The organism is Streptomyces catenulae (assembly GCF_000718015.1).
Lineage (GTDB): Bacteria > Actinomycetota > Actinomycetes > Streptomycetales > Streptomycetaceae > Streptomyces > Streptomyces catenulae.
The window spans coordinates 500994-520536 of the sequence record NZ_JODY01000001.1; the positions used below are offsets into that span (position 1 = coordinate 500994).

14 protein-coding genes are annotated in these 19543 nt (G+C 74.9%); 7 read left to right on the forward strand and 7 right to left on the reverse strand.

All coding sequences use genetic code 11. The features are described from left to right. Positions 1 to 47: 47 nt before the first annotated feature. Both IF23_RS0102235 and IF23_RS0102240 read right to left on the reverse strand, forming a co-directional pair. Positions 48 to 2054: an N-acetylmuramoyl-L-alanine amidase gene (locus tag IF23_RS0102235; protein ID WP_425423789.1), complete on the reverse strand. Its 2007-nt coding sequence runs from the start codon at positions 2052 to 2054 to the stop codon at positions 48 to 50. A gap of 339 nt (positions 2055 to 2393) precedes the next feature. Continuing rightward, entirely contained in the window at positions 2394 to 3524 is a 1131-nt protein-coding gene (locus tag IF23_RS0102240) for an aminoglycoside phosphotransferase family protein (RefSeq protein WP_030279135.1), read from the reverse strand. Between the two features lie 287 nt (positions 3525 to 3811). Between IF23_RS0102240 and IF23_RS0102245 the strand changes: the two genes are divergently transcribed. Then, positions 3812 to 5356, forward strand: a complete 1545-nt coding sequence (locus tag IF23_RS0102245; RefSeq protein ID WP_030279137.1) for a DNA-binding protein NsdB — start codon at positions 3812 to 3814, stop codon at positions 5354 to 5356. Between the two features lie 146 nt (positions 5357 to 5502). Here IF23_RS0102245 and IF23_RS0102250 read toward each other — a convergent pair whose 3' ends face one another. Further along, positions 5503 to 6954, reverse strand: coding sequence for a PP2C family protein-serine/threonine phosphatase (locus IF23_RS0102250; protein ID WP_030279140.1), 1452 nt, complete (start codon positions 6952 to 6954; stop codon positions 5503 to 5505). A gap of 355 nt (positions 6955 to 7309) precedes the next feature. On the opposite strand from IF23_RS0102250, the gene IF23_RS0102255 reads away from it, so the two are divergent. Continuing rightward, positions 7310 to 8755: a hypothetical protein gene (locus IF23_RS0102255; RefSeq protein ID WP_030279142.1), complete on the forward strand. Its 1446-nt coding sequence runs from the start codon at positions 7310 to 7312 to the stop codon at positions 8753 to 8755. A gap of 123 nt (positions 8756 to 8878) precedes the next feature. Here IF23_RS0102255 and IF23_RS0102260 read toward each other — a convergent pair whose 3' ends face one another. After that, positions 8879 to 9622, reverse strand: a complete 744-nt coding sequence (locus IF23_RS0102260) for a hypothetical protein (RefSeq protein WP_157847967.1) — start codon at positions 9620 to 9622, stop codon at positions 8879 to 8881. A gap of 343 nt (positions 9623 to 9965) precedes the next feature. Between IF23_RS0102260 and IF23_RS0102265 the strand changes: the two genes are divergently transcribed. Then, entirely contained in the window at positions 9966 to 13580 is a 3615-nt protein-coding gene (locus tag IF23_RS0102265; protein ID WP_030279151.1) for a hydantoinase B/oxoprolinase family protein, read from the forward strand. 37 nt (positions 13581 to 13617) lie between these two features. Here the strand turns inward: IF23_RS0102265 and IF23_RS0102270 are convergent, their stop codons facing one another. The 3 genes from IF23_RS0102270 to IF23_RS0102280 are packed head-to-tail and all read right to left on the reverse strand — an operon-like array spanning position 13618 to position 15901. After that, positions 13618 to 14487: a 5-oxoprolinase subunit C family protein gene (locus IF23_RS0102270; RefSeq protein ID WP_030279153.1), complete on the reverse strand. Its 870-nt coding sequence runs from the start codon at positions 14485 to 14487 to the stop codon at positions 13618 to 13620. Continuing rightward, positions 14484 to 15125, reverse strand: a complete 642-nt coding sequence (locus IF23_RS0102275; protein WP_037676998.1) for a 5-oxoprolinase subunit B family protein — start codon at positions 15123 to 15125, stop codon at positions 14484 to 14486. The genes IF23_RS0102270 and IF23_RS0102275 overlap by 4 nt, the downstream gene beginning before the upstream one ends. Beyond that, positions 15122 to 15901 carry a LamB/YcsF family protein gene (locus IF23_RS0102280; RefSeq protein WP_030279155.1) on the reverse strand — a complete coding sequence of 260 codons (780 nt, stop codon included), beginning with the start codon at positions 15899 to 15901 and terminating at the stop codon, positions 15122 to 15124. The genes IF23_RS0102275 and IF23_RS0102280 overlap by 4 nt, the downstream gene beginning before the upstream one ends. Before the next feature lie 251 nt (positions 15902 to 16152). Here IF23_RS0102280 and IF23_RS0102285 point away from each other — a divergent pair, with 251 nt between their 5' ends. The 4 genes from IF23_RS0102285 (at position 16153) to pcp (ending at position 19525) form a co-directional block, all read left to right on the forward strand. Then, entirely contained in the window at positions 16153 to 16893 is a 741-nt protein-coding gene (locus IF23_RS0102285; protein WP_030279157.1) for a GntR family transcriptional regulator, read from the forward strand. A 199-nt stretch (positions 16894 to 17092) separates the two neighbouring features. Further along, on the forward strand, positions 17093 to 17854 hold the full coding sequence (locus tag IF23_RS0102290) for a DUF969 domain-containing protein (RefSeq protein WP_078653727.1): 762 nt from the start codon (positions 17093 to 17095) through the stop codon (positions 17852 to 17854). Next, complete coding sequence (locus tag IF23_RS0102295) at positions 17851 to 18819, forward strand: DUF979 domain-containing protein (RefSeq protein ID WP_030279162.1); 969 nt, start codon at positions 17851 to 17853, stop codon at positions 18817 to 18819. Before IF23_RS0102290 ends, IF23_RS0102295 begins: the two co-directional genes overlap by 4 nt. Before the next feature lie 61 nt (positions 18820 to 18880). After that, on the forward strand, positions 18881 to 19525 hold the full coding sequence (gene pcp / locus IF23_RS0102300) for a pyroglutamyl-peptidase I (protein WP_030279164.1): 645 nt from the start codon (positions 18881 to 18883) through the stop codon (positions 19523 to 19525). Positions 19526 to 19543: the final 18 nt, after the last annotated feature.

Genomic DNA, 19543 nt, shown 5'->3' on the forward strand with positions numbered 1-19543 from the left:
GGCCGGGCAGCGTCACCACTACCCGGCCCCGCGCCCGCAGCGGCCGGTTACCGCCGCACGTCCACATCCGCGGCCCGCACATACCCGATCCGGTGCCCGACCTGGATCACGTAGTAGCGGTCCGCGCCCCGGACGACGGCGTGGGTGGCCGGGTCGTAGCCGGAAGCGGAGAAGTAGTCCCCGAGCAGCGACCCGCCGGTGGCGTACCGCTCCCCGGCGTGCAGCTGGTACGGCAGCGGTGAGACCTCCTGCACCGGCACCCCCGCCGGATACGCCGCCTTCTCCGGGTACGCCCGCCCGTAGACCGGGATCGTCGCCCGCCCCGCCTTCGGCGTCACCGTGGCGCCCGACGTGCGGAAGGCCGTGGGGTGCTTCGCCGGGTTCTCGAACCACGCCCGCTGCCCCAGGTACCAGATCGCCGTCCAGCCGCCCCGCTGCCCGGCGAACGCGAACCGCTGACCGGTGCTGGCCCGCGCCCCCAGATCGTTGACGTCGGTCGTCGAGGGAGCGCCGTCCGGCCGCAGCCCGACATCCTTGACCAGCGCCGCGTCCGCGCTCGGCGCCACCCGCAGCCGCACCGCCTCCGAGCCGTGCGCGGCACACGGCTCGCCCGCCTTCTCGCACCCCGTGTACGGCGGCTTGTTCGTCGCGTAGTCCGGCCGGATGGTGACGACATCGCCCGCCGCCCGCTTCTGCGCCGCGAACGGCTTGCCCAGCAGCGTGAAGTAGTGCGCCCAGTCCCAGTACGGACCGGGGTCGGTGTGCATCCCCGGGATCGTCGAGGTCGTCGTCCCCGGCACGTTGTCGTGGCCCAGGATGTGCTGCCGGTCCAGCGGCACCCCGTACTTCCTGCTCAGATACGTCACCAGCCGCGCCGAGCTGCGGTACATCGCCTCCGTGTACCAGGCGTCGGGAGCGGTCAGGAACCCTTCGTGTTCGATACCGATGGAGTGGGAGTTGATGTACCAGTTCCCCGCCTGCCAGGCGACGTCCTTCGTCGGCACATGCTGGGCGATCAGCCCGTCGGACGAGCGCACCGTGTAGTGCCACGACACATACGTCGGATCCTGGACCAGCTTCAGCGACGTCTCCCACGACCCCTCGGTGTCATGGATGACGATCGTGTCGACCTTGAGATCCTTCGGCCGGTCGGCCTTGTCGTGGTTCCCGTAGTCGCCGTCCCCGAACTTCTCGTACGGCGCCGGGACCGACTCGCACGCCACCGACGCCGGGCACTCGGGCCGCGCCGCCGGGGCGAGGGCCTGCCGGACCGCCGCGGCGATACGTTTCGCCTGCGCGGCGTCGGGACGCAGCCCGGGCGCCGCCGCCAGCGTCACCCGCTGGCCCGCGTCCGTGGTCCGGGCCTGACCGCGCCGGAGCGTGTCGAAGACCTCGTCGGCGAAGGCCCGCCCGCCGGACGCGTCGCCCGCCCCGGCGTACCGCGCCACCGCCGCGTACCAACCGGCCGGACCGGCGTCACGCGCCGCCCCCAGCGACCGCTGCTCCGCGGCGAGCAGCGCCGCACCGCCGAGGATGTTCGCCGCCGGATCGCTGCGCAGCCTCGCCGCCGGGATACCGGTCAGCTCGGCCGCCCGGGGCAGCGTCCGCAACCTGGCGGGCAGTTCGGCGGGGAGCGTCCGCGGAGCGGCGGCCCGGCGACCGGCCGCGACCGGCCGCGCCGCATCGCCCCGCGGGTCGTCGTCCGCCTCGCTGTGCGCCGCCACCCGGGCCACCACCGCCCGGGCGTCCGTCAGATGCATCGGGCCGTACCCGCCGTCCACACTGGGCGCCCCGGCGTGCGCGTCCCAGCGGGACTCCAGGTAGGAGACGCCCAACAGCACATCGGCCGGTACGTGGTAGCGGGCCGCGGCCTCGGTGAAGGCCCGCTGGAGGGTGTCCGCCGCGGGCTCGGCGGCGCCCGCCGGACCGGTCGCCGACACCAGCGGGAGCAGCAGCGCCCCGGCGGCGAGGGCCGTCGCGGTGCGGACGGCCGGGCGGGAGGTGCGTCGCCCGCCCTCCGGATCGGCGCTCCGGAATCTTCGCAGTCTTCGCAAGGCAACCTCCTGGGACCGGCCCCGGCCGGGGCGTTGTGACGGGTGATGCGCAGACGTCCGAACGGGACGGGACTCGACCCGTGAGCCCCGACCGGCCTAGAGGTATCGGCTGCCCGACGATCCGTCAATCACCTGGCCACCGCGGAATTTCGCATGTCAGCGCGGTACGGAGCGAGTCTTCCCGGGATCGGCCCACGGCCTGCGAGGCGTCAGTGGAATGGACCAGTGACGGCCCGGAAGAGGGCGCGGCCACCGGTCCCGCCACGCCGCGCCCACACCCCGGCACGACGGAGGGCGGCGCATCCGTCGCTCCGGATGCGCCGCCCTCCGCTTCACCGCTCAGCGGGTGCCGACCGCCGCCCGCACCGCCCGCCGGGCCATCTGGGCGTCGTCGTGCAGCCGCCGCAGCAACAGCCGCTGCTCCTCGCCCGCCGACAGCACGCCGGGCACACCCCCCACCGGGGTGCCCTCCGGCACCGGCTCCCGCATCGTGCGCTGCACCGCGCTCTCGTACCGCTGGATCTCCCGCGTCAGCACCAGCATCAGATTGACCAGGAACGCGTCCCGCGCCGCCGGGCCCGACGCCTGGGCCAGCTGGCTGATCTGACGGCGCGCCGCCGGAGCCTCGCCGAGCTGCGCCCACAGCGTCGCCAGGTCGTAGCCGGGGAGGTACCACCCGGCGCTGTCCCAGTCGAGCAGCACCGGGCCCATCGGCGACAGCAGGACGTTGTTCAGCAGCGCGTCGCCGTGCGAGAACTGCCCCTGGACGTGCGGGATGCCACGCAGCAGCTTCCGCAGGTCGCCCAGGTCCCGGTCGGTCAGCAGCCCCAACTCGTGGTAGCGCGCCATCCGGCGGCCGTAGTCCAGCGGGGCGTCGAAGAGCCCGGGTGGCGGCTGCCAGAGGTTGATCCGGCAGATCGCGCCCAGCGCCGCCCGCACGTCCCCGCGGGCCGGAGCCTCGGAGGGGTGGCGCTGGAGGGCGGCGACGCGGCCCGGCATCCGCTCCACCACCAGCGTGCAGTTGTCGGGATCGGCGGCGACCAGCCGCGGCACCCGCACCGGGGGACGGTGCCGGACGAACGCCCGGTACGCCACTATTTCCTGCCGGAACCGCTCGACCCAGGTGGGGGAGTGGTCCAGTAAACACTTCGCGACCGCCGTGGTCCGCCCCGTCGTGCCCACCAGCAGCACCGACCGGCCGCCGCGCCGCAGCACCTGGACCGGATGGAACTCCGGACAGATGCGGTGCACGGCGGCGACGGCGGCGCGCAGCGGGGCGCCCTGGGGGCCGGACAGATCGAGCCGTCCGCTCAGCGGCTGGGCGACCGCGCCCGCCCGCCGGACCCGGCCACCCGCGAGCCCGGGCACCATCCCCGCACCGGCGGCCGGATCGGGGTACGGCCGGCCGTTCGCGGGCTGGTGACGGTACGTCCGGGTGGGGGCGGTCACGGCGGACGATGCTGCGTACATGGGTGAGACGGATCCCTTCGTGCGCCGACGAGTGGTGCGCTCCCGGCCCGGTGGCGGGAGCCCGCCGTACGGACCTCGTGCAGAAGGCCGGTTCGGCGTGCCCCTGGAGCAGGGCGCGCACCCTGGGGAATGCGGCCTGGCCACCGGGCCGGGGGCGGCACGTCTACACAACACACCGGCGCGGGTGGCAGACCATGTGGCGCACCCTGGCGAACCCCTGGCGAATGCTCGCGGCCCATGTCAACGGCGGTTACTGTCAACGCAGTCGAGGAACCTGGGGGCTTGACGTGGGCAGGGAGCCGAACACCCGTCTCGCGGACCTTTTCGGACTGGCCGGCTGGTCCAAGGGCGAACTGGCGAGGGCGGTCAACCGGCAGGCGGCGGCCATGGGCCATCCGCAGCTGGCGACCGACACCTCGCGGGTCCGGCGCTGGATCGACATGGGAGAGACCCCCAGAGATCCGGTGCCGAAGGTGCTCGCCTCCCTGTTCACCGAGCGCCTCGGCCGTGTCGTAACCACCGAGGATCTCGGGTTCGCCCGGAGCGGCCGTACGGGGAGGCGGCAGTCCGACGACGGGCTGCCGTGGGCTCCCGAGCGGACCGCCGCGGTCCTCACGGAATTCACGGGAATGGACCTCATGCTCAACCGACGCGGTCTGGTGGGCGCGGGCGCGGCGCTCGCCGCGGGCTCCGCGCTGACCGGCGCCATGGACAACTGGCTGCACACCGACCCGGCTCCGCGGCCCGACGCCGCGGCACACCCCGATCCCCTCACCTCCTCCGGCTTCGAACCGTCCCACCGCTACGACCAGATCGGCCTCGACCGCTACGAGGCGGCGCCCGTCGGCTCCCAGGAGATCGACGCGCTGGAACGCTCCGTGGAGGTCTTCCGCGCCTGGGACGCCGCCCGCGGCGGCGGACTCCAGCGCAAGGCCGTGGTGGGCCAGCTCAACGAGGTCGGCGGCATGCTCGCCTACCGCCACCCCGACCACCTCCAGCGCAGGCTCTGGGGCGTGGCGGCCAACCTCGCCGTGCTGGCCGGCTGGATGTCCCACGACGTGGGTCTGGAGCCCACGGCGCAGAAGTACTTCGTCATCGCCGCGCACGCCGCACGGGAGGGCGGCGACCGGCCGCGCGCCGGTGAGGCGCTCTCCCGCGCCGCCCGCCAGATGGTCCACCTGGGCCGCCCGGACGACGCGCTCGACCTGATGCAGCTGGCCTCCTCCGGCTCCGGCGAACAGGCGCTGCCCCGCACCCGCGCCATGCTCCGCACCATCGAGGCATGGGCCCATGCGGCGAAGGGCAACGGCCACGCCGTCCGCCGCACCCTGTGCGAGGCCGAGGAGCTGTTCGTCTCCGACAAGGGCGATGTGCCGCCGCCCAGTTGGATGCAGATGTTCGACGAGGCCGATCTGCACGGCATGGAGGCGCTGGCCTACCGCACCCTCGCCGACCACGACCCGTCGGCCGCCGGTCTCGCGCAGAGCCACGCCAAACAGGCCCTGCAACTACGGGAGTCCGGCCGCCGCCGGTCGCAGATCTTCGACTACCTCTCGATGGCGTCGGCCTGCTTCATCGGCGACGACCCCGAACAGGCCGACCGCTACGCCCGGTTGGCGCTGGCCGCCATCGGCGAGAACTCCTCGCACCGCACCTGGGACCGGCTCCGCGAGATGTACCGCCTCGCCGGGCAGTACTCCGGCAACGACCGGATCAAGGAGCTGCGGGCGGAGATCGACGAGGTGATGCCCAAACCCCGCGGCCGGGCGAAGGTCCCGGCCCCGGCGACGGCGTTCGACACCCGGCTCGGCACCACCAGCTTCTCGGTCTGAGCCGATGCCGTACGCCCCCGACACCGGTGCGGCCGACCCGGTCCGTACGCACCGGAGCAGACCGACGGCCGGGAGGGGCGGTGTGACCGGGCCGCCGGATCCGGTCACCGCATCCCGGCCCTCCCGGCCGGTCGTTCCCGCTCGGCTCAGCTGACCCGCGCGATCAGCAGACAGGCGTCGTCCTCCCGCGTGGCACCGTCGAACTCCTCGACGGCGAGCCGGACGCACTCCTGGGCGTCCCGTGCCGCGGTGAAACGCGGCGCCAGGGAGAGCAGCCGCTCGGCCGCCTCGTGGGCCGCGTCCGGACCGTGTGTCCGGCGCGGCAGCAGACCGTCGGTGTGCAGCACCAGCAGATCGCCGGGGATCAGCCGCTCGGTGCGCTGACCGTAGGAGGAGTTGGCGGTCGCGCCGAGGAGGACGCCCTCCGGCGGGTCCAGCGCGCGCCCCGTGCCGCCGCGGAAGAGCAGCGGCGCGGGGTGCCCGGCCTGGGCCCACTCCAGCTCCCGGGTGGCCGGGTCGAACCGGGCGCAGACGGCGCTGCCGAGCGCGGGCTGGGCGGCGGAGTCCAGGAGTTGGTTGAGGAAGCCCATCAGCGGCCCGGGGCGGTGCCCGGCCACCGCCATCCCGCGCAGCGCGCCCAGCACCATCGCCATCCCGGACGTCGCGCTGGCGCCGTGTCCGGTCAGATCGCCGACGCTCAACAGTGTGGTGGCGTCGGGGAGCGGCAGGGCGTCGAACCAGTCGCCGCCGATCAGGGCGCTGGTGGCGGCGGGGAGGTAGTGCCCGGCGAGATCGAGGGCGACCGGGCCGCCCTGCGGGAAGCGGAGCGGACCGCGCCACGGCGGCAGCACGGCCTCCTGCAACTCGACCGCGAGCCGGTGCTCGGTCCGTGCCGCATGGCGCCTGCGCTGGAGCGAGTCGCGGCTCTCCCGCACCGCCCGCTCACTGCGCCGTACCTCGCTGACGTCCCGCAGCACCGCCCACATGCACGCCGTCGAGCCGTCCGCGTCCAGCACCGGCTCACCGGTCATGTGGACCGTCCGCACCCGGGCGTCGGGGCGGACGACGCGGAACTCGCCGTCGATGGGGCGGCCGTCCACCAGACAGTCGGTGACCATCGTGGCCAGATGTTGCTGGTCTTCGGCGAAAACCAGCGCGGGCAGCTCGTCGAGGGTCAGCGGCCCCTCGGACGGCTCCCGGCCCAGGATGGTGAACAGCTCCTCGGACCAGCTGACCTCATCCGTGAGGAGATTCCACTCCGCGCTGCCCACCCGGCTCAGCAGCGAACCGTGCGGCGGCTCCTCCTCGGCGGACGGCGCGAGCGGCCCGGCGTACGCGGCGCCGTCGGTCTCCTCCGGGGGCAGGCCCTCTCTGAGCTGGTCGAGATGGCCGCCGACGTCGTCGAGGTGGTGGACGGCGAGGTCGCACAGCGCGCGCTGCCAGCGCAGCTGCGGATCGACGGTCACGTCGTCGGTCGCCGAGGACCCGCGTACGGCGTCGAGGCCACCGCGCAGCCGGCGGGCCTGGCTGATCAGGGCCTCGACCGTGTCACGCGGTGGCTGGGCGGACGGACGGTCCGCGAAGAGGGGGGACGGCATCGATTCTCCGAGATATGGCGGCGCCGGCCACGGCGGTCCTGTCCTGGCCGACAGAGCGCGCCCGGGGGCTGGTGTGAGGGCCGGGTAACGACTCTTGCACAGGCTGCGACGGTCTGTAAGTGATTTGGCATGACCCGGGACGGCGTTGCGGTCGGCATATGCCCGCGGAACTCCGTGGGCACCACCGGCCGAATCGGCGGAATGACAGATTCCAAGCTAGGCTGCGCCCGCCGTCGCGCTGCCGCGCCCACCGATCCACGCTGGGAACGACGCATACGGCCCGCGGTCACCGGCAAGAATGCCGGTCGGCGGAAATCCCGTTGCCAGCCCGTCCCCCGCACCGGATGCTGACCTCATGTTCGATCCAGACATAGCGCCCAGTGGCACCCTGCTCGGCCTCCTGCAGCGAGGCCGCGGCGACGGGACCCTGCACGCCCTCGCGGCGCCACGGGCCGAGGCGCTCGCGGCGCTCGACGACTGCGTGCTGCGCGATGCCCGCCGCGACTGGCAGGTGGAGAACCGCTCCCTCTACTACGCGCGCCTCTACATGCAGCTCGACGGCGGACTCGACGCGATCGAACGACACCTCTTCCATCCGGACGACGGCGTCGACACCACCGAGGAGCGCACCGGCCTCGCCCTCGCCGTCCTCGGCCACCTCGCCGCCTACGGCCGCGACGCCGCCCGCCTGCTGCTGCGCGGGTACGCCGCGACCGGCAGCAACTGGCGCTGGGCCCTGGACGAGCTGGCGCTCCGCGACGACGACGCGGGTCTGGCCGCCCTCGCCCCCGCCGTGCTCGCCCGCTTCCCCGCCACCGCCGAGGGCGACGCCGCGCTGGCCGCCGCCGTCCGCGACGCCTTCGAACCCCACCCCTGGCGGCTGTGGGCCGAGGACCCGCGCTACGCGGCGCGCCTGGCCGCCGCCGGGGAGCAGGGCTCCTTCGACCGCTGGCAGCGGCAGCTGCGCCCGCGCGGGCCGCGGCCCGGCTGGAGCGTGGCGGAGGTGCTGCGCTGGGCCGAGGAGGGCGCGCCGGGCGCCGAGGAGCAGCGGTATCTCGCCGCCGCCCGCTGCCTGGGCGCCGTCGCCGGGCCCGAGGACCGTCCCGCCCTGCTGGACGCGGCCCGCAGCGGCCCGGACGCGGCCCGCAGCGGCCCGGACGCGGCCCGCGCCGCCGTCCTGCACCACCTCGCCGAACGCGGCGACCCCGCCGCCCTCGATCTCGTCGAGGCCACCGTCGGCGGTCCCGACGCGGGCGAGGTGCCCGTCACCGCCGCGCTCGCCGCCTTCGCCCGGATGCCCGCCACCGACGCCGTCCTCGGCCGCGCCCGCGGCTGGGCCCGCCGCGACGACCGGCTGGGCGCCGCCGCTGCCGCCGTCCTCGCCCGCCGCGGTGACGCCCGCGACGCCGGGGTGGTGCTCGCCGCGCTGCGCCGTACGGTCCGTGCCGACGGGCCCGACGCCGGTGCGCTGTGGGAGCTGGTCGACGGCGTCGGGCGGCTCGGCGTCGGCTGCGCGGCGCCCGTGTTGCGCCACGTCTACCGTGAGACGGCCTCCTCCGAGCTGCGCGGGCGGACCGCCGCCGCGCTCGCCGTGACCGACCCCGGGTTCGCCGCCGGGTTCGCCGTGGAGTGCCTCTGGGACTGTGAGGAGACCACCCGGGAGCTGGCCGCCCGGCACGCTGCGACCGGTGACGACCGGGTCGTCGAACAGCTCCGCAGGCTCGCCGCCGATCCGGCCGAGGAGGCCGAGGTGCAGACCGCCGTCCGCAGCCGGTTCGGGCCGGACGCCTCACCGGTCTGAGGGACGGCCGACGCCCGGGCGGCACGGCCCCCGGCGCGCGCCCGTACCGCCCCGGTCCGTACGACGGGATCCGTACGAGGGGATCGGTACGGCCCGGTCCGTACGGCCGGTCCGTGCCCCGGGTCAGTCCAGCGCGAAGCGGCCCGGGGTCGGGGCGGCCGGTGGGCGTGGGGCGGCGGGTGCCGCGGCGGTCGGGGCTTCCCCGGGCGGGCCGTACGCCTCGTCGTCGCTCTCCGAATCCGACGCCCCGCCCGGTGCCGCGGTGATGTTTTCGCCCTTGCGGGGGATGCCGCCGCGTTCGTTGCGGCGCTTGATCGAGTCCTGGAGGGTGTTCGGGTTCTCCAGCAGCGGCAGTCCGAGACCGGGCGCGGAGGCGCCGGTCGCGGCGCGGTAGACGTTGCGGGCGAAGGTGGTGCAGTTGAAACGCGCCAGGTTGTAGGGGTGGTTCTTGTTGGCGCGGATGTACTCCTTCGCCTTCTCGAACTGTTCCCGCGTCAGCTCCGCGGTGAATTTGGAGGTGGCGGCCCCCGGGTCGTCGAGGTTCTGCTTGACCTCGCCCCGCACCGTCTTCAGCGGGGTGTTGCGCGGGAACTCCTCGGCGGGGAAGAAGCCGTAGGACTTCCACTCCTCGAACCCGTTCTCGGCCTTGTAGAGGGCGACCCAGGCATGGCCGAAACCGCCGGTCCAGTAGTCGAGGCGGTTGGTGCGGCTGTTCTTGTTCGACTGGAGCTGGATCCGGTACCGCGGGGTGTTCTCCTCGGTCTCGGACTCCGCCCGCTGCACCGGGCGCGGCGCGAGCGCGCGGACGGTGGCGGCGTTCCCGGCGCGGCGCTGGAGCGCCCGCACCCCGGCGGGCGTGAGGGGCACCGGGCCCCCGGGGCGCGGCGCCGGGCGCGGGGCCGCCGGAACCCGTGGGGCGGGGCTGCGGTCCGGCGCGGTACCGGCCGCACCGCGGTCCTGTCGAGTGAACACGGCTGCTCCTGGAGGCATGGCGTCGGGACGTGTGGGGCGCCCCCGCAGTCTCCGCACCCCGCGCCCCGCCGGTCCAGGTCCGTGAGGGCAGCGCCGGGGGCACCGTCGGGGCGCCGGAGGGGAGGGCGGAGGCGGTCGCGGGCTGCCCGCGGGGACGGGACCGGGGCCGTCCGCGGCTCCCGGGCGCCACGCCCCGACGCCCCCTGGTGCGTCCCGTCCCCGCTGTCACAATGGCCGGATGACCGGACGCTGGGAGTTCTGGATCGACCGCGGGGGCACCTTCACCGACGTCATCGGCCGGCGGCCGGACGGTCGGCTGGTCACCGCGAAACTGCTCTCGCACCACCCCGAGCGCTACCGCGACGCGGCCGTCGAGGGCATCCGGCGGATGCTGGGGCTCGCGCCGGGGGAGCCGGTGCCCGCCGAGCGGGTCGCCGTCGTCAAGATGGGCACCACCGTCGCCACCAACGCCCTGCTGGAGCGGACCGGCGAGCCGACCGTCCTCCTCGTCACCGAGGGCTTCCGCGACGCCCTGCGCATCGCCTACCAGAACCGCCCCCGGATCTTCGACCGGCACATCGTGCTGCCCGAGCCGCTGTACGACCGGGTGATCGAGGTGCCCGAGCGGCTGGACGCGCACGGCGAGGTGGTGCGGCCGCTGGAGACCGCGGCGCTCCGCGCCGAGCTGGCCCGCGCCCGCGCCGACGGGCTGCGCGCCGCCGCCGTCGTCCTGCTGCACGGCTACCGCCACCCCGCCCACGAGAAGGCCGTCGCCGCCCTCGCCGCCGACGCGGGATTCCCGCAGGTCAGCTGCTCGCACGAGGTCAGCCCGCTGATGAAGCTGGTGCCGCGCGGCGACACCACCGTCGTCGACGCGTACCTCTCGCCGGTGCTGCGCCGCTACGTCGACGAGGTGGCCGCCCAACTCCCCGGCATCCGGCTGATGTTCCTGCAGTCCAACGGCGGGCTGCGGCGGGCCGCGCACTTCCGGGGGAAGGACGCGGTGCTCTCCGGTCCGGCCGGTGGCGTCGTCGGTATGGTCCGCTCCGCCGCCGAGGCGGGGCCCGGACACGACCGGGTCATCGGCTTCGACATGGGCGGCACCTCCACCGATGTCTCGCACTACGCGGGCGAGTTCGAGCGGGTTCTCGACAGCGAGGTGGCCGGGGTGCGGATGCGCGCGCCGATGATGAACATCCACACGGTGGCCGCCGGGGGTGGCTCCGTCCTCCACTTCGACGGGCGCCGCTACCGCGTCGGCCCCGACTCCGCGGGCGCCGACCCCGGGCCCGCCTGCTACCGCCGCGGCGGCCCGCTCACCGTCACCGACGCCAATGTCATGCTCGGCCGGATCCAGCCCGACCACTTCCCGGCGGTCTTCGGCCCGGACGGCGACCGGCCGCTCGACGCGGCGGTGGTCCGCGCCCGCTTCGCCGAACTGGCCGCGCGCGCCGCCCGGGAGAGCGGCGACGACCGCGGGCCGGAGGAGGTGGCCGCCGGGTTCCTCGACATCGCCGTCCTCAACATGGCCAACGCGGTCAAGAAGATCTCCGTCCAGCGCGGCCACGACCTCACCCGCTACGCGCTGACCAGCTTCGGCGGCGCCGGTGGCCAGCACGCCTGCGCCGTCGCCGACGCCCTCGGCATCGACACGGTGCTGATCCCGCCGCTCGCCGGGGTGCTCTCCGCGTACGGCATCGGCGTCGCGGACGCCACCGCGATGCGCGAGCGGGCCGTCGAGACGGAGCTGGACGGCGCGGCTGCCGCGGACCGGGTCCGGGCCGTCTGCGACGAACTGGCCGGGCGGACCCGCCGCGAACTCGTCGCCGAGGGCGTGCCCGCCGACAGCGTCACCACCCGCGCCCGGGTGCTGGTCCGCTACGCCGGGACCGACACCACGCTCGGCGTCCCGCTCGCCACCGCGGACGAGATGGCCGCCGCCTTCACCCGGCTGCACCGCGCCCGCTATGCCTTCACCATGGACAAACCGCTGGTCGCCGAGGCGGTGACGGTCGAGGCGAGGGGGGCCGCGGGCGGTGCGGGCTCCGGCGCGGAGCGGCCCGGGCCCCGTGCGGGCGCGATGCGGTCCGCCGCCACCGTCCGGATGTACGCGGGCGGCGCCTGGCGGGACACCCCGCTCTTCGCGCGTACCGGACTGCGGCCGGGGGACACCGTCACCGGGCCCGCGCTGGTCACCGAGGAGGACGCGACGACGGTCGTCGAACCGGGCTGGCGGGCGACGGTCGGCGACGCCGGGCATCTGGTGCTGGACCGGGCGGAGCCCCGTCCGGAGCGGGCGGCCGTCGGGACCGCGGCGGACCCGGTGATGCTGGAGGTGTTCAACAGCCTCTTCATGGCCATCGCGGAGCAGATGGGCGTCCGGCTGGAGCACACCGCGCACTCCGTCAACATCAAGGAACGCCTCGACTTCTCCTGCGCGCTCTTCGACGCGGACGGCAACCTCATCGCCAACGCCCCGCACATCCCGGTCCATCTGGGCTCGATGGGGGAGTCGATCAAGGAGGTGCTGCGGCGGCGCGGCACCACGCTGCGGCCGGGCGACGTCTACGCGGTCAACGACCCGTACCACGGCGGCACCCATCTGCCGGACGTCACCGTCGTCACCCCGGTCTTCGACGACGCCGGGCGGGAGCTGCTCTTCCTGGTGGCCTCGCGCGGTCACCACGCGGAGATCGGCGGGATCACGCCCGGTTCGATGCCGGCGTTCAGCCGGACGGTCGACGAGGAGGGCGTCCTCTTCGACACCTGGCTGCTGGTCCGCGACGGGCGGCTGCGGGAGGAGGAGACCCGCGCGCTGCTGACCTCGGGCCCGTACCCCTCGCGCGCGCCCGACGCCAACCTCGCCGATCTGCGCGCCCAGATCGCCGCCAACGAGAAGGGCATCGCCGAACTCCGCCGGATGACCGCGCAGTTCGGGATGGACGTGGTCCGCGCGTACATGGGGCATGTCCAGGACAACGCCGAGGAGTCGGTCCGCCGGATCATCGCCGGGCTCTCCGACGGCAGCTGCGACTACGTCACCGACAGCGGTGCGCACATCGTGGTCGCGCTGAGCGTCGACCGGGCCGCCCGCACCGCGGTGCTGGACTTCTCCGGCACCTCACCGCAGCAGCCGGGCAACGACAACGCCCCGCGCTCGGTGGTGACGGCCGCGGTGCTCTACGTCTTCCGCACGCTGGTCGCCGACGACATCCCGCTCAACAGCGGCTGTCTGAAACCGGTCGAGGTGCGGATCCCGGACGGCTGCATGCTGGCGCCGTCCCACCCGGCGGCGACGGTCGCCGGGAACGTCGAGACCAGCCAGGCCGTCACCGGCGCCCTCTACGCGGCCCTCGGCGTCCAGGCCGAGGGCTCCGGCACGATGAACAATCTGACCTTCGGCAACGACCGGGTGCAGTACTACGAGACGGTCGCCTCCGGCTCCGGCGCGGGCCCCGACTTCGACGGCACCGACGCCGTCCAGACCCATATGACCAACTCCCGGCTGACCGACCCCGAGGTGCTGGAGTGGCGCTACCCGGTGCGGGTCGACGCCTTCGCGCTGCGGCCGGGCAGCGGCGGCGCCGGGGCCCACCACGGCGGCGACGGCGTCGAGCGGCGGCTGCGGTTCCTGGAGCCGATGACGATCGCCCTGCTCAGCGGCCACCGCCGGGTGCCGCCGTACGGGATGGCGGGCGGCGCCCCGGGCGCGCTCGGGGAGAACGTCCTGCGGCGCGCCGACGGCACCACCGAGCGGCTGCGTGGCCGGGACACCGCCGAGGTCGGCCCGGACGACGTGCTGGTGGTGCGGACGCCGGGCGGGGGCGGGTACGGGGAGCCCGGCCAGGCGTGAAGGCGCGCGCCGTACGCCCCGTCCTCGCGCCCTGTCCTCACGCCCCGCGCAGCGGCAGGAAGCGGATCGGGGTGCCCGGTACGGCCTGCGCGGCGGACGCCAGATGGCGGGCGGGGACCACGCCGATCACCGGGTAGCCGCCGGTCGTCGGATGGTCGTGCAGGAAGAGGACCGGCAGCCCGTCCGGCGGCACCTGGAGGGCGCCCAACGGCATGCCCTCACTGGGCAGTTCACCGTCGCGTGCGCGCTCCAGGGGCGGGCCCTCGGTGCGCAGCCCGATGCGGTTGCTCGCCGCCGAGACCCGGAAGCGCTCGGTGGCCAGGGTGCGGTGGCCGTGCGCGGTGAACCAGTCGTCGCGGGGCCCGGGCCGGTAGGGCAGCAGCAGTTCAGCGGGCGGGCCGGGGTGCGGGACGGCGTCCGCCCAGGCGGGGGCCGCGGGCTCGGCGCCCAGCGGCAGCACCGTGCCGTCGGAGAGCGGATCGCCGCCCAGACCGGAGAGCAGATCGGTGGCGCGGCTGCCGAGCACCGGCTCGGTCGCGACGCCGCCGCCGAACGCCAGGTAGGAGCGGAGCCCCCGGGCGGCGGGCCCGGCGTCGAGGACCGCACCGGCCGGGACGCGGACCGGGGCGCCCCAGGCGGCGGGGCGGCCGTCGACCGTCACCGGGCAGGGCGCGCCGGTCACCGCGACGGTGGTGGCGCGGCGCATCCGGACGGCGCACCCGGTGAGCGTGGTCTCCAGGGTCGCCGCCGCCTCCGCGTTGCCGACCAGGCGGTTGGCGAGGCGGTGGGCCGGGGCGTCGAGGGCGCCGGAGAGCGGGACGCCCAGGTGGGCGTGGCCGGGGCGGCCGAGGTCCTGGACGGTGGTGAGGGCTCCGGCGCGCACCACGAGGCAGGCGTGATCGGTCATCGGACGGTCTCCGTGTCGCGGGCCCGGTCCACGGGGACGAACCGGACCCGGGTGCCGGGCGTGAGCAGGGCGGCGTTCTCCCGTGCCGGGTCCCACAGCACCGCGTCGGTCCGGCCGATCAGCTGCCAGCCGCCGGGGGAGGAGCGCGGATAGACACCGGTGTACGGCCCGGCGAGCGCGACCGCGCCGACCGGCACCCGGGTGCGCGGGGTGGTCCGGCGCGGTACGTGGCACTCCTCGGGCAGCCCGGTGAGATAGCCGAAGCCGGGGGCGAACCCGCAGAACGCCACATGGAAGGTGGTGGCGGCGTGACGGCGCGCCACCTCGTCCGCGGTGGTGCCCCACAGCGCGGCCACCTCCGCCAGGTCCGGGCCGTCGTAGACCACCGGCAGCTCCACGGTCGGCCGGTCGGTGGCGGTCAGCGGCGGGATGTCCCAGGTGGCGAGGGCGGCGGCGAAGGCGCGGGGGTCGTCGAGACCGTCGAGGAAGACGGTCCGGGCGGCGGGCACGATCTCCGTGACCGGCGGCAGGCCCCCGGACGCCGCGCGCCGCAGCAGCTCCGCGTGGAGCGCGCCGACCCCGTCGGCGGTGTCCGGTTCGAGGAGGAGTCCGTGCGCGCCGACGGGCAGCGCTCTCATACGAAGCTCCGCACCGTCACACCGGCGGCGGCGAGTTCGGCCTTCACCCGGCGGGCGAGGGCGGCGGCGCCGGGGGTGTCGCCGTGCAGACAGAGGGACCGGGCGCGGACCGTGACGGGGGTGCCGCCGTGGGAGCGGACGGCGCCGTCCCGGGCGATGGCCAGGGCGCGTCCGACGACCTCCTCGGGGTCCTCGACGACCGCGCCGGGCTCGCGCCGCGGGACGAGGGTGCCTTCGGCGGTGTAGGCGCGGTCGGCGAACGCCTCCTCGACGACCGGCAGTCCGGCCGCGCGCGCCGCCTCGTGCAGCCGGGAGCCGGGCAGCCCGAGGACCGGCAGCGACCCGCCCGCGGCGCGGACCCCGGCGACCACACCGGCGGCCTGTTCGGCGTCGTGCACACAGCGGTTGTAGAGCGCGCCGTGCGGTTTGACGTAGCCGACGCGGGCCCCGGCGGCGCGGGCGAAGACCTCCAACGCGCCTATCTGGTACGAGATCTCGTCGGCCAGCTCGTCCGCGGGGACGTCCATGGCGCGGCGGCCGAAACCGGCGAGGTCGCGGTAGGAGACCTGGGCGCCGATGACCACCCCACCGGCGGCGGCGCGTTCGCAGACCCGGCGCATCGTGCCGGGGTCCCCGGCATGGAAGCCGCAGGCGACGTTGGCGCTGGTCACGACGGACAGCAGGGCGTCGTCGTCGGTGAGCCGCCAGCGTCCGAAGCCCTCGCCGAGGTCGGCGTTGAGATCGATGACGGCCGGTTGGACGGCGAGGTCGCTCATGGGGGTCCGCTCCAGGGCTCGGTGGCAGGGGGCGCGGCGGCTGCGGGGAGCGGGCGCCCGGGGCGGGCCGGTGGGGCCCGGGGCCGTGGGGCGCGCGGGCCGACCGGCGTCGGGCCCAAGGTAGCGATCGTTGAACGATCCGACAAGAGGTGTGTTGTTCCGATCCGGCTTCTGGGATTGACTTCCGGCGGAGAACGATCGAGGCGGCGCCCGGCACGGACCGGCGCCACGGCGGAAGCGGGGTGGGCCGGATGACCGGCGGAGCGGCGAAGACGGAGCGGCGGCCGGTCGGTGCCGAGGGGGCGGCGGACGGCCGGGCGCTGCTCGGCCGCGCCGGCACCGCCGAGCGGGTCGCGGACATCCTGCGCGACCGGATCACCGAGGGCTGCTACGCGCCCGGCGTCCGGCTCTCCGAGGAGTCCATCGGCGGCGCCCTCGGCGTCTCCCGCAACACCCTGCGCGAGGCGTTCCGGCTGCTCACCCACGAACGGCTGCTGGTCCACCGCCTCAACCGCGGCGTCTTCGTCCGCGTCGTGACCGTCGAGGACCTGGCCGACATCTACCGCGTCCGGCTGCTCGTCGAGTGCGCCGCCGTCCGCGGACTGGGTCAGGGGCCGTACGACGACGGGACACGGGCGGCGATCGGTGCCATCGAGGCGGCGGTGCGCTCCGGCGAGACGGCGGTGCGCGAGCGTGCCTGGCAGCAGCTGTCCACCGCCAACATCCGCTTCCACCAGGGCGTCGCGGCACTGGCGGGCAGCCCGCGCACCGACGAGCTGATGCGCGGGGTGCTCGCCGAACTCCGCCTGGTCTTCCACGTCATGGACGATCCGCGCCGCTTCCACGCGCCGTACCTCACCCGTAACCGGCAGATCGTCGAGGCGCTGGAGGACGGCGACGCCGCCGCGGGCGAGGAGTTGCTCCGCTCGTATCTGGAGGACTCGCTCGCCCAGCTCTCCGGGGCGTACGCGCGGTTGATCGCCGAGGGGTGACGGAGCGGGCGGCGGGCGCGGCGGCGTCCGGTCGGGCGCCGGGGTGCCGAGGTGCCCGGGGTCCGGTCGGCGGTGCGCCGCCGGAAAGTTCTCGTCCCTGAACCCCTTGTCGGATCGTTGAACAATCGCCTAGCCTCCGCTGCATCCATTCACCGATCCTCACGGTCCGCGTGGGGTCCTGTACGCGGAAGGCGGGCCCATGATCGTGCTCCTCGGCGTGCTCGTGGTCGTCATCGGCTTCGCCACGAAACGCCATCCCCTGCTGGTCGTCGGTGCCGCGGGCATCGTCGCCGGACTCCTCGGCGGACTCTCCCCCCGGGAGGTGCTGGCCGCCTTCGGCAAGGGCTTCGCCGACAGCCGGTCGGTGACGATCTTCGCGATCACCCTCCCGGTCATCGGCCTCCTGGAGCGCTACGGCCTCCAGGAACAGGCCCGCAACCTGATCGCCCGCTTCGCCAAGCTCACCACCGGGCGGTTCCTCGCCCTCTACCTGGGCATGCGGCAGATCGGCGCCGCGCTGGGCCTCACCGACGTCTTCGGCCACGCCCAGACCGTCCGCCCGCTGGCCGCCCCGATGGCCGAGGGCGCCGCCGAGCGCCGCCACGGCACGCTCACCGACGCCGCCCGCGAACGGATCCGCTCGTGCGCCGCCGCCGCGGACAACGTCGGCCGGTTCTTCGGCGAGGACGTCTTCCTCGCCGTCGGCTCGATCCTGCTGATCACCGGCTTCGTCAACACCACCTACGGCACCCACCTCGAACCGCTCCACCTGGCGCTGTGGGCCATCCCCACCGCCGTGTGCGCCTTCGTCGTCCACGGCTGGCGGATGCTCCGCCTCGACCGGCAGCTGGAGCGCGAACTGCGCGCCGCCGGGGGAAGCACCGGCGGCGACCGGCCCACCGAGACCACCCACCCCACCGGCCACGCCGGGAACGCCACCGCAGCGGAGGCCACCGAATGATCAAGGCAGAGTGGTTCTACTGGCTGGTCGGCCTCAGCTTCCTGGTGATGGCCGGGCAGATGTTCACCGACCGCAGCAACGCCAAGCGGCGGGGCACCGCCGCCTTCTGGGGCCTGATCGGCGTCGGCTTCATCTACAGCAGCTGGGTCGTCAACGGCCGGGCACCCGCCGAACCCCTGGGCGTCGCCGTCCTCGTCATGGTCCTCCTGGCCGGTTGCGGTCTCACCGGACGCGGCACCCCGCGCACCACCACCCCCGCCGAACGCACCGCCCACGCCGCCCGCTTCGGCAGCCGCCTCTTCGTCCCGGCGCTCACCATCCCGGTCGTCGCCCTGGTCTGCGCCGTCGGCGTCGCCCGGCTGCGGATCGGCGGAGCGCCCATCCTCCAGGAGGGCAGCGAGACCATCCTCGGGCTGGGCATCGGCGCCGTCGTCGCGCTCGTCGTCGCCATGGTGATGCTCCGCGAGAAGAGCCTCTCGGTGCCGGTCTCCTCCGGCCGTTCGATGCTGGAGTCCATGGGCTGGGCGATGCTGCTGCCGCAGATGCTCGCCACCCTCGGCGCCATCTTCCAGGTCTCCGGCGTCGGCACCCAGGTCGGCAAGATCACCACCGCGGTGCTCCCCGACAACTCCCTCTACATCGCCGTCGTCGTCTACTGCCTCGGCATGTTCCTGTTCACCCTGATCATGGGCAACGCCTTCGCCGCGTTCCCCGTCATGACCGCTGCCGTCGGCTGGCCCGTCCTCGTCGAGCACTTCCACGGCAACGCGCCCGCCGTCCTCGCCCTCGGCATGCTCGCCGGGTTCTGCGGCACCCTGGTGACCCCGATGGCCGCCAACTTCAACATCGTCCCGGCCGCCCTCCTGGAGCTGAAGGACCAGTACGGGCCGATCAAGGCACAGCTGCCCACCGCGGGCGTGCTGCTCGGCTGCAACATCGTGATCATGGCGCTCTTCGCCTTCTGACCCAGGGCCGCCGCCGTCCGCACCGCCCGCCGCACCGGGCGGCCACCACCGAGGAGAGAGCATGACCCGGGTACTGCTGACCGGCTTCGCACCGTTCGACGGCGAGCGGACCAACCCGTCCTGGCAGGCGGTCCGCGCCGCCGCCGCGCGGCCGCCCGCCGGAGTCGACCTGCGCACCGCCGAACTGCCCTGTGTCTTCGGCGAGGCGGCCCGCGCGCTGCGCGCCGCCGTCGCCGAGCACCGGCCCGACGTGGTCATCTGCGTCGGTCAGGCCGGTGGCCGCCCGGACGTCACCGTCGAACGCGTCGCGATCAACCTCGACGACGCCCGCATCCCCGACAACGCGGGCGCCGCCCCGATCGACGAACCCGTCGTCGCGGACGGCCCCGCCGCCTACTTCTCCACCCTGCCGGTCAAGGCGTGCGTGGCCGCCGTCCGCGCCGCGGGCCTGCCCGCCTCCGTCTCGCACACCGCCGGGACCTTCGTCTGCAACCACGTCTTCTACGCCCTCGCCCACCTCATCGCCACCGAACTGCCCGCCCTGCGCGGCGGCTTCGTCCACGTCCCCTACGCCCCCGAGCAGGTCACCGGCCGGGCCCAGCCCTCCCTGCCGGTGGACACCGTCGCCCGCGCGCTGTGCGAGATCGCCGCGACCGCCGCCACCACCCGCGAGGACCTGCGGCTGCCCGGCGGCGCCACCCACTGACGCCGGACCCGGCCCGGC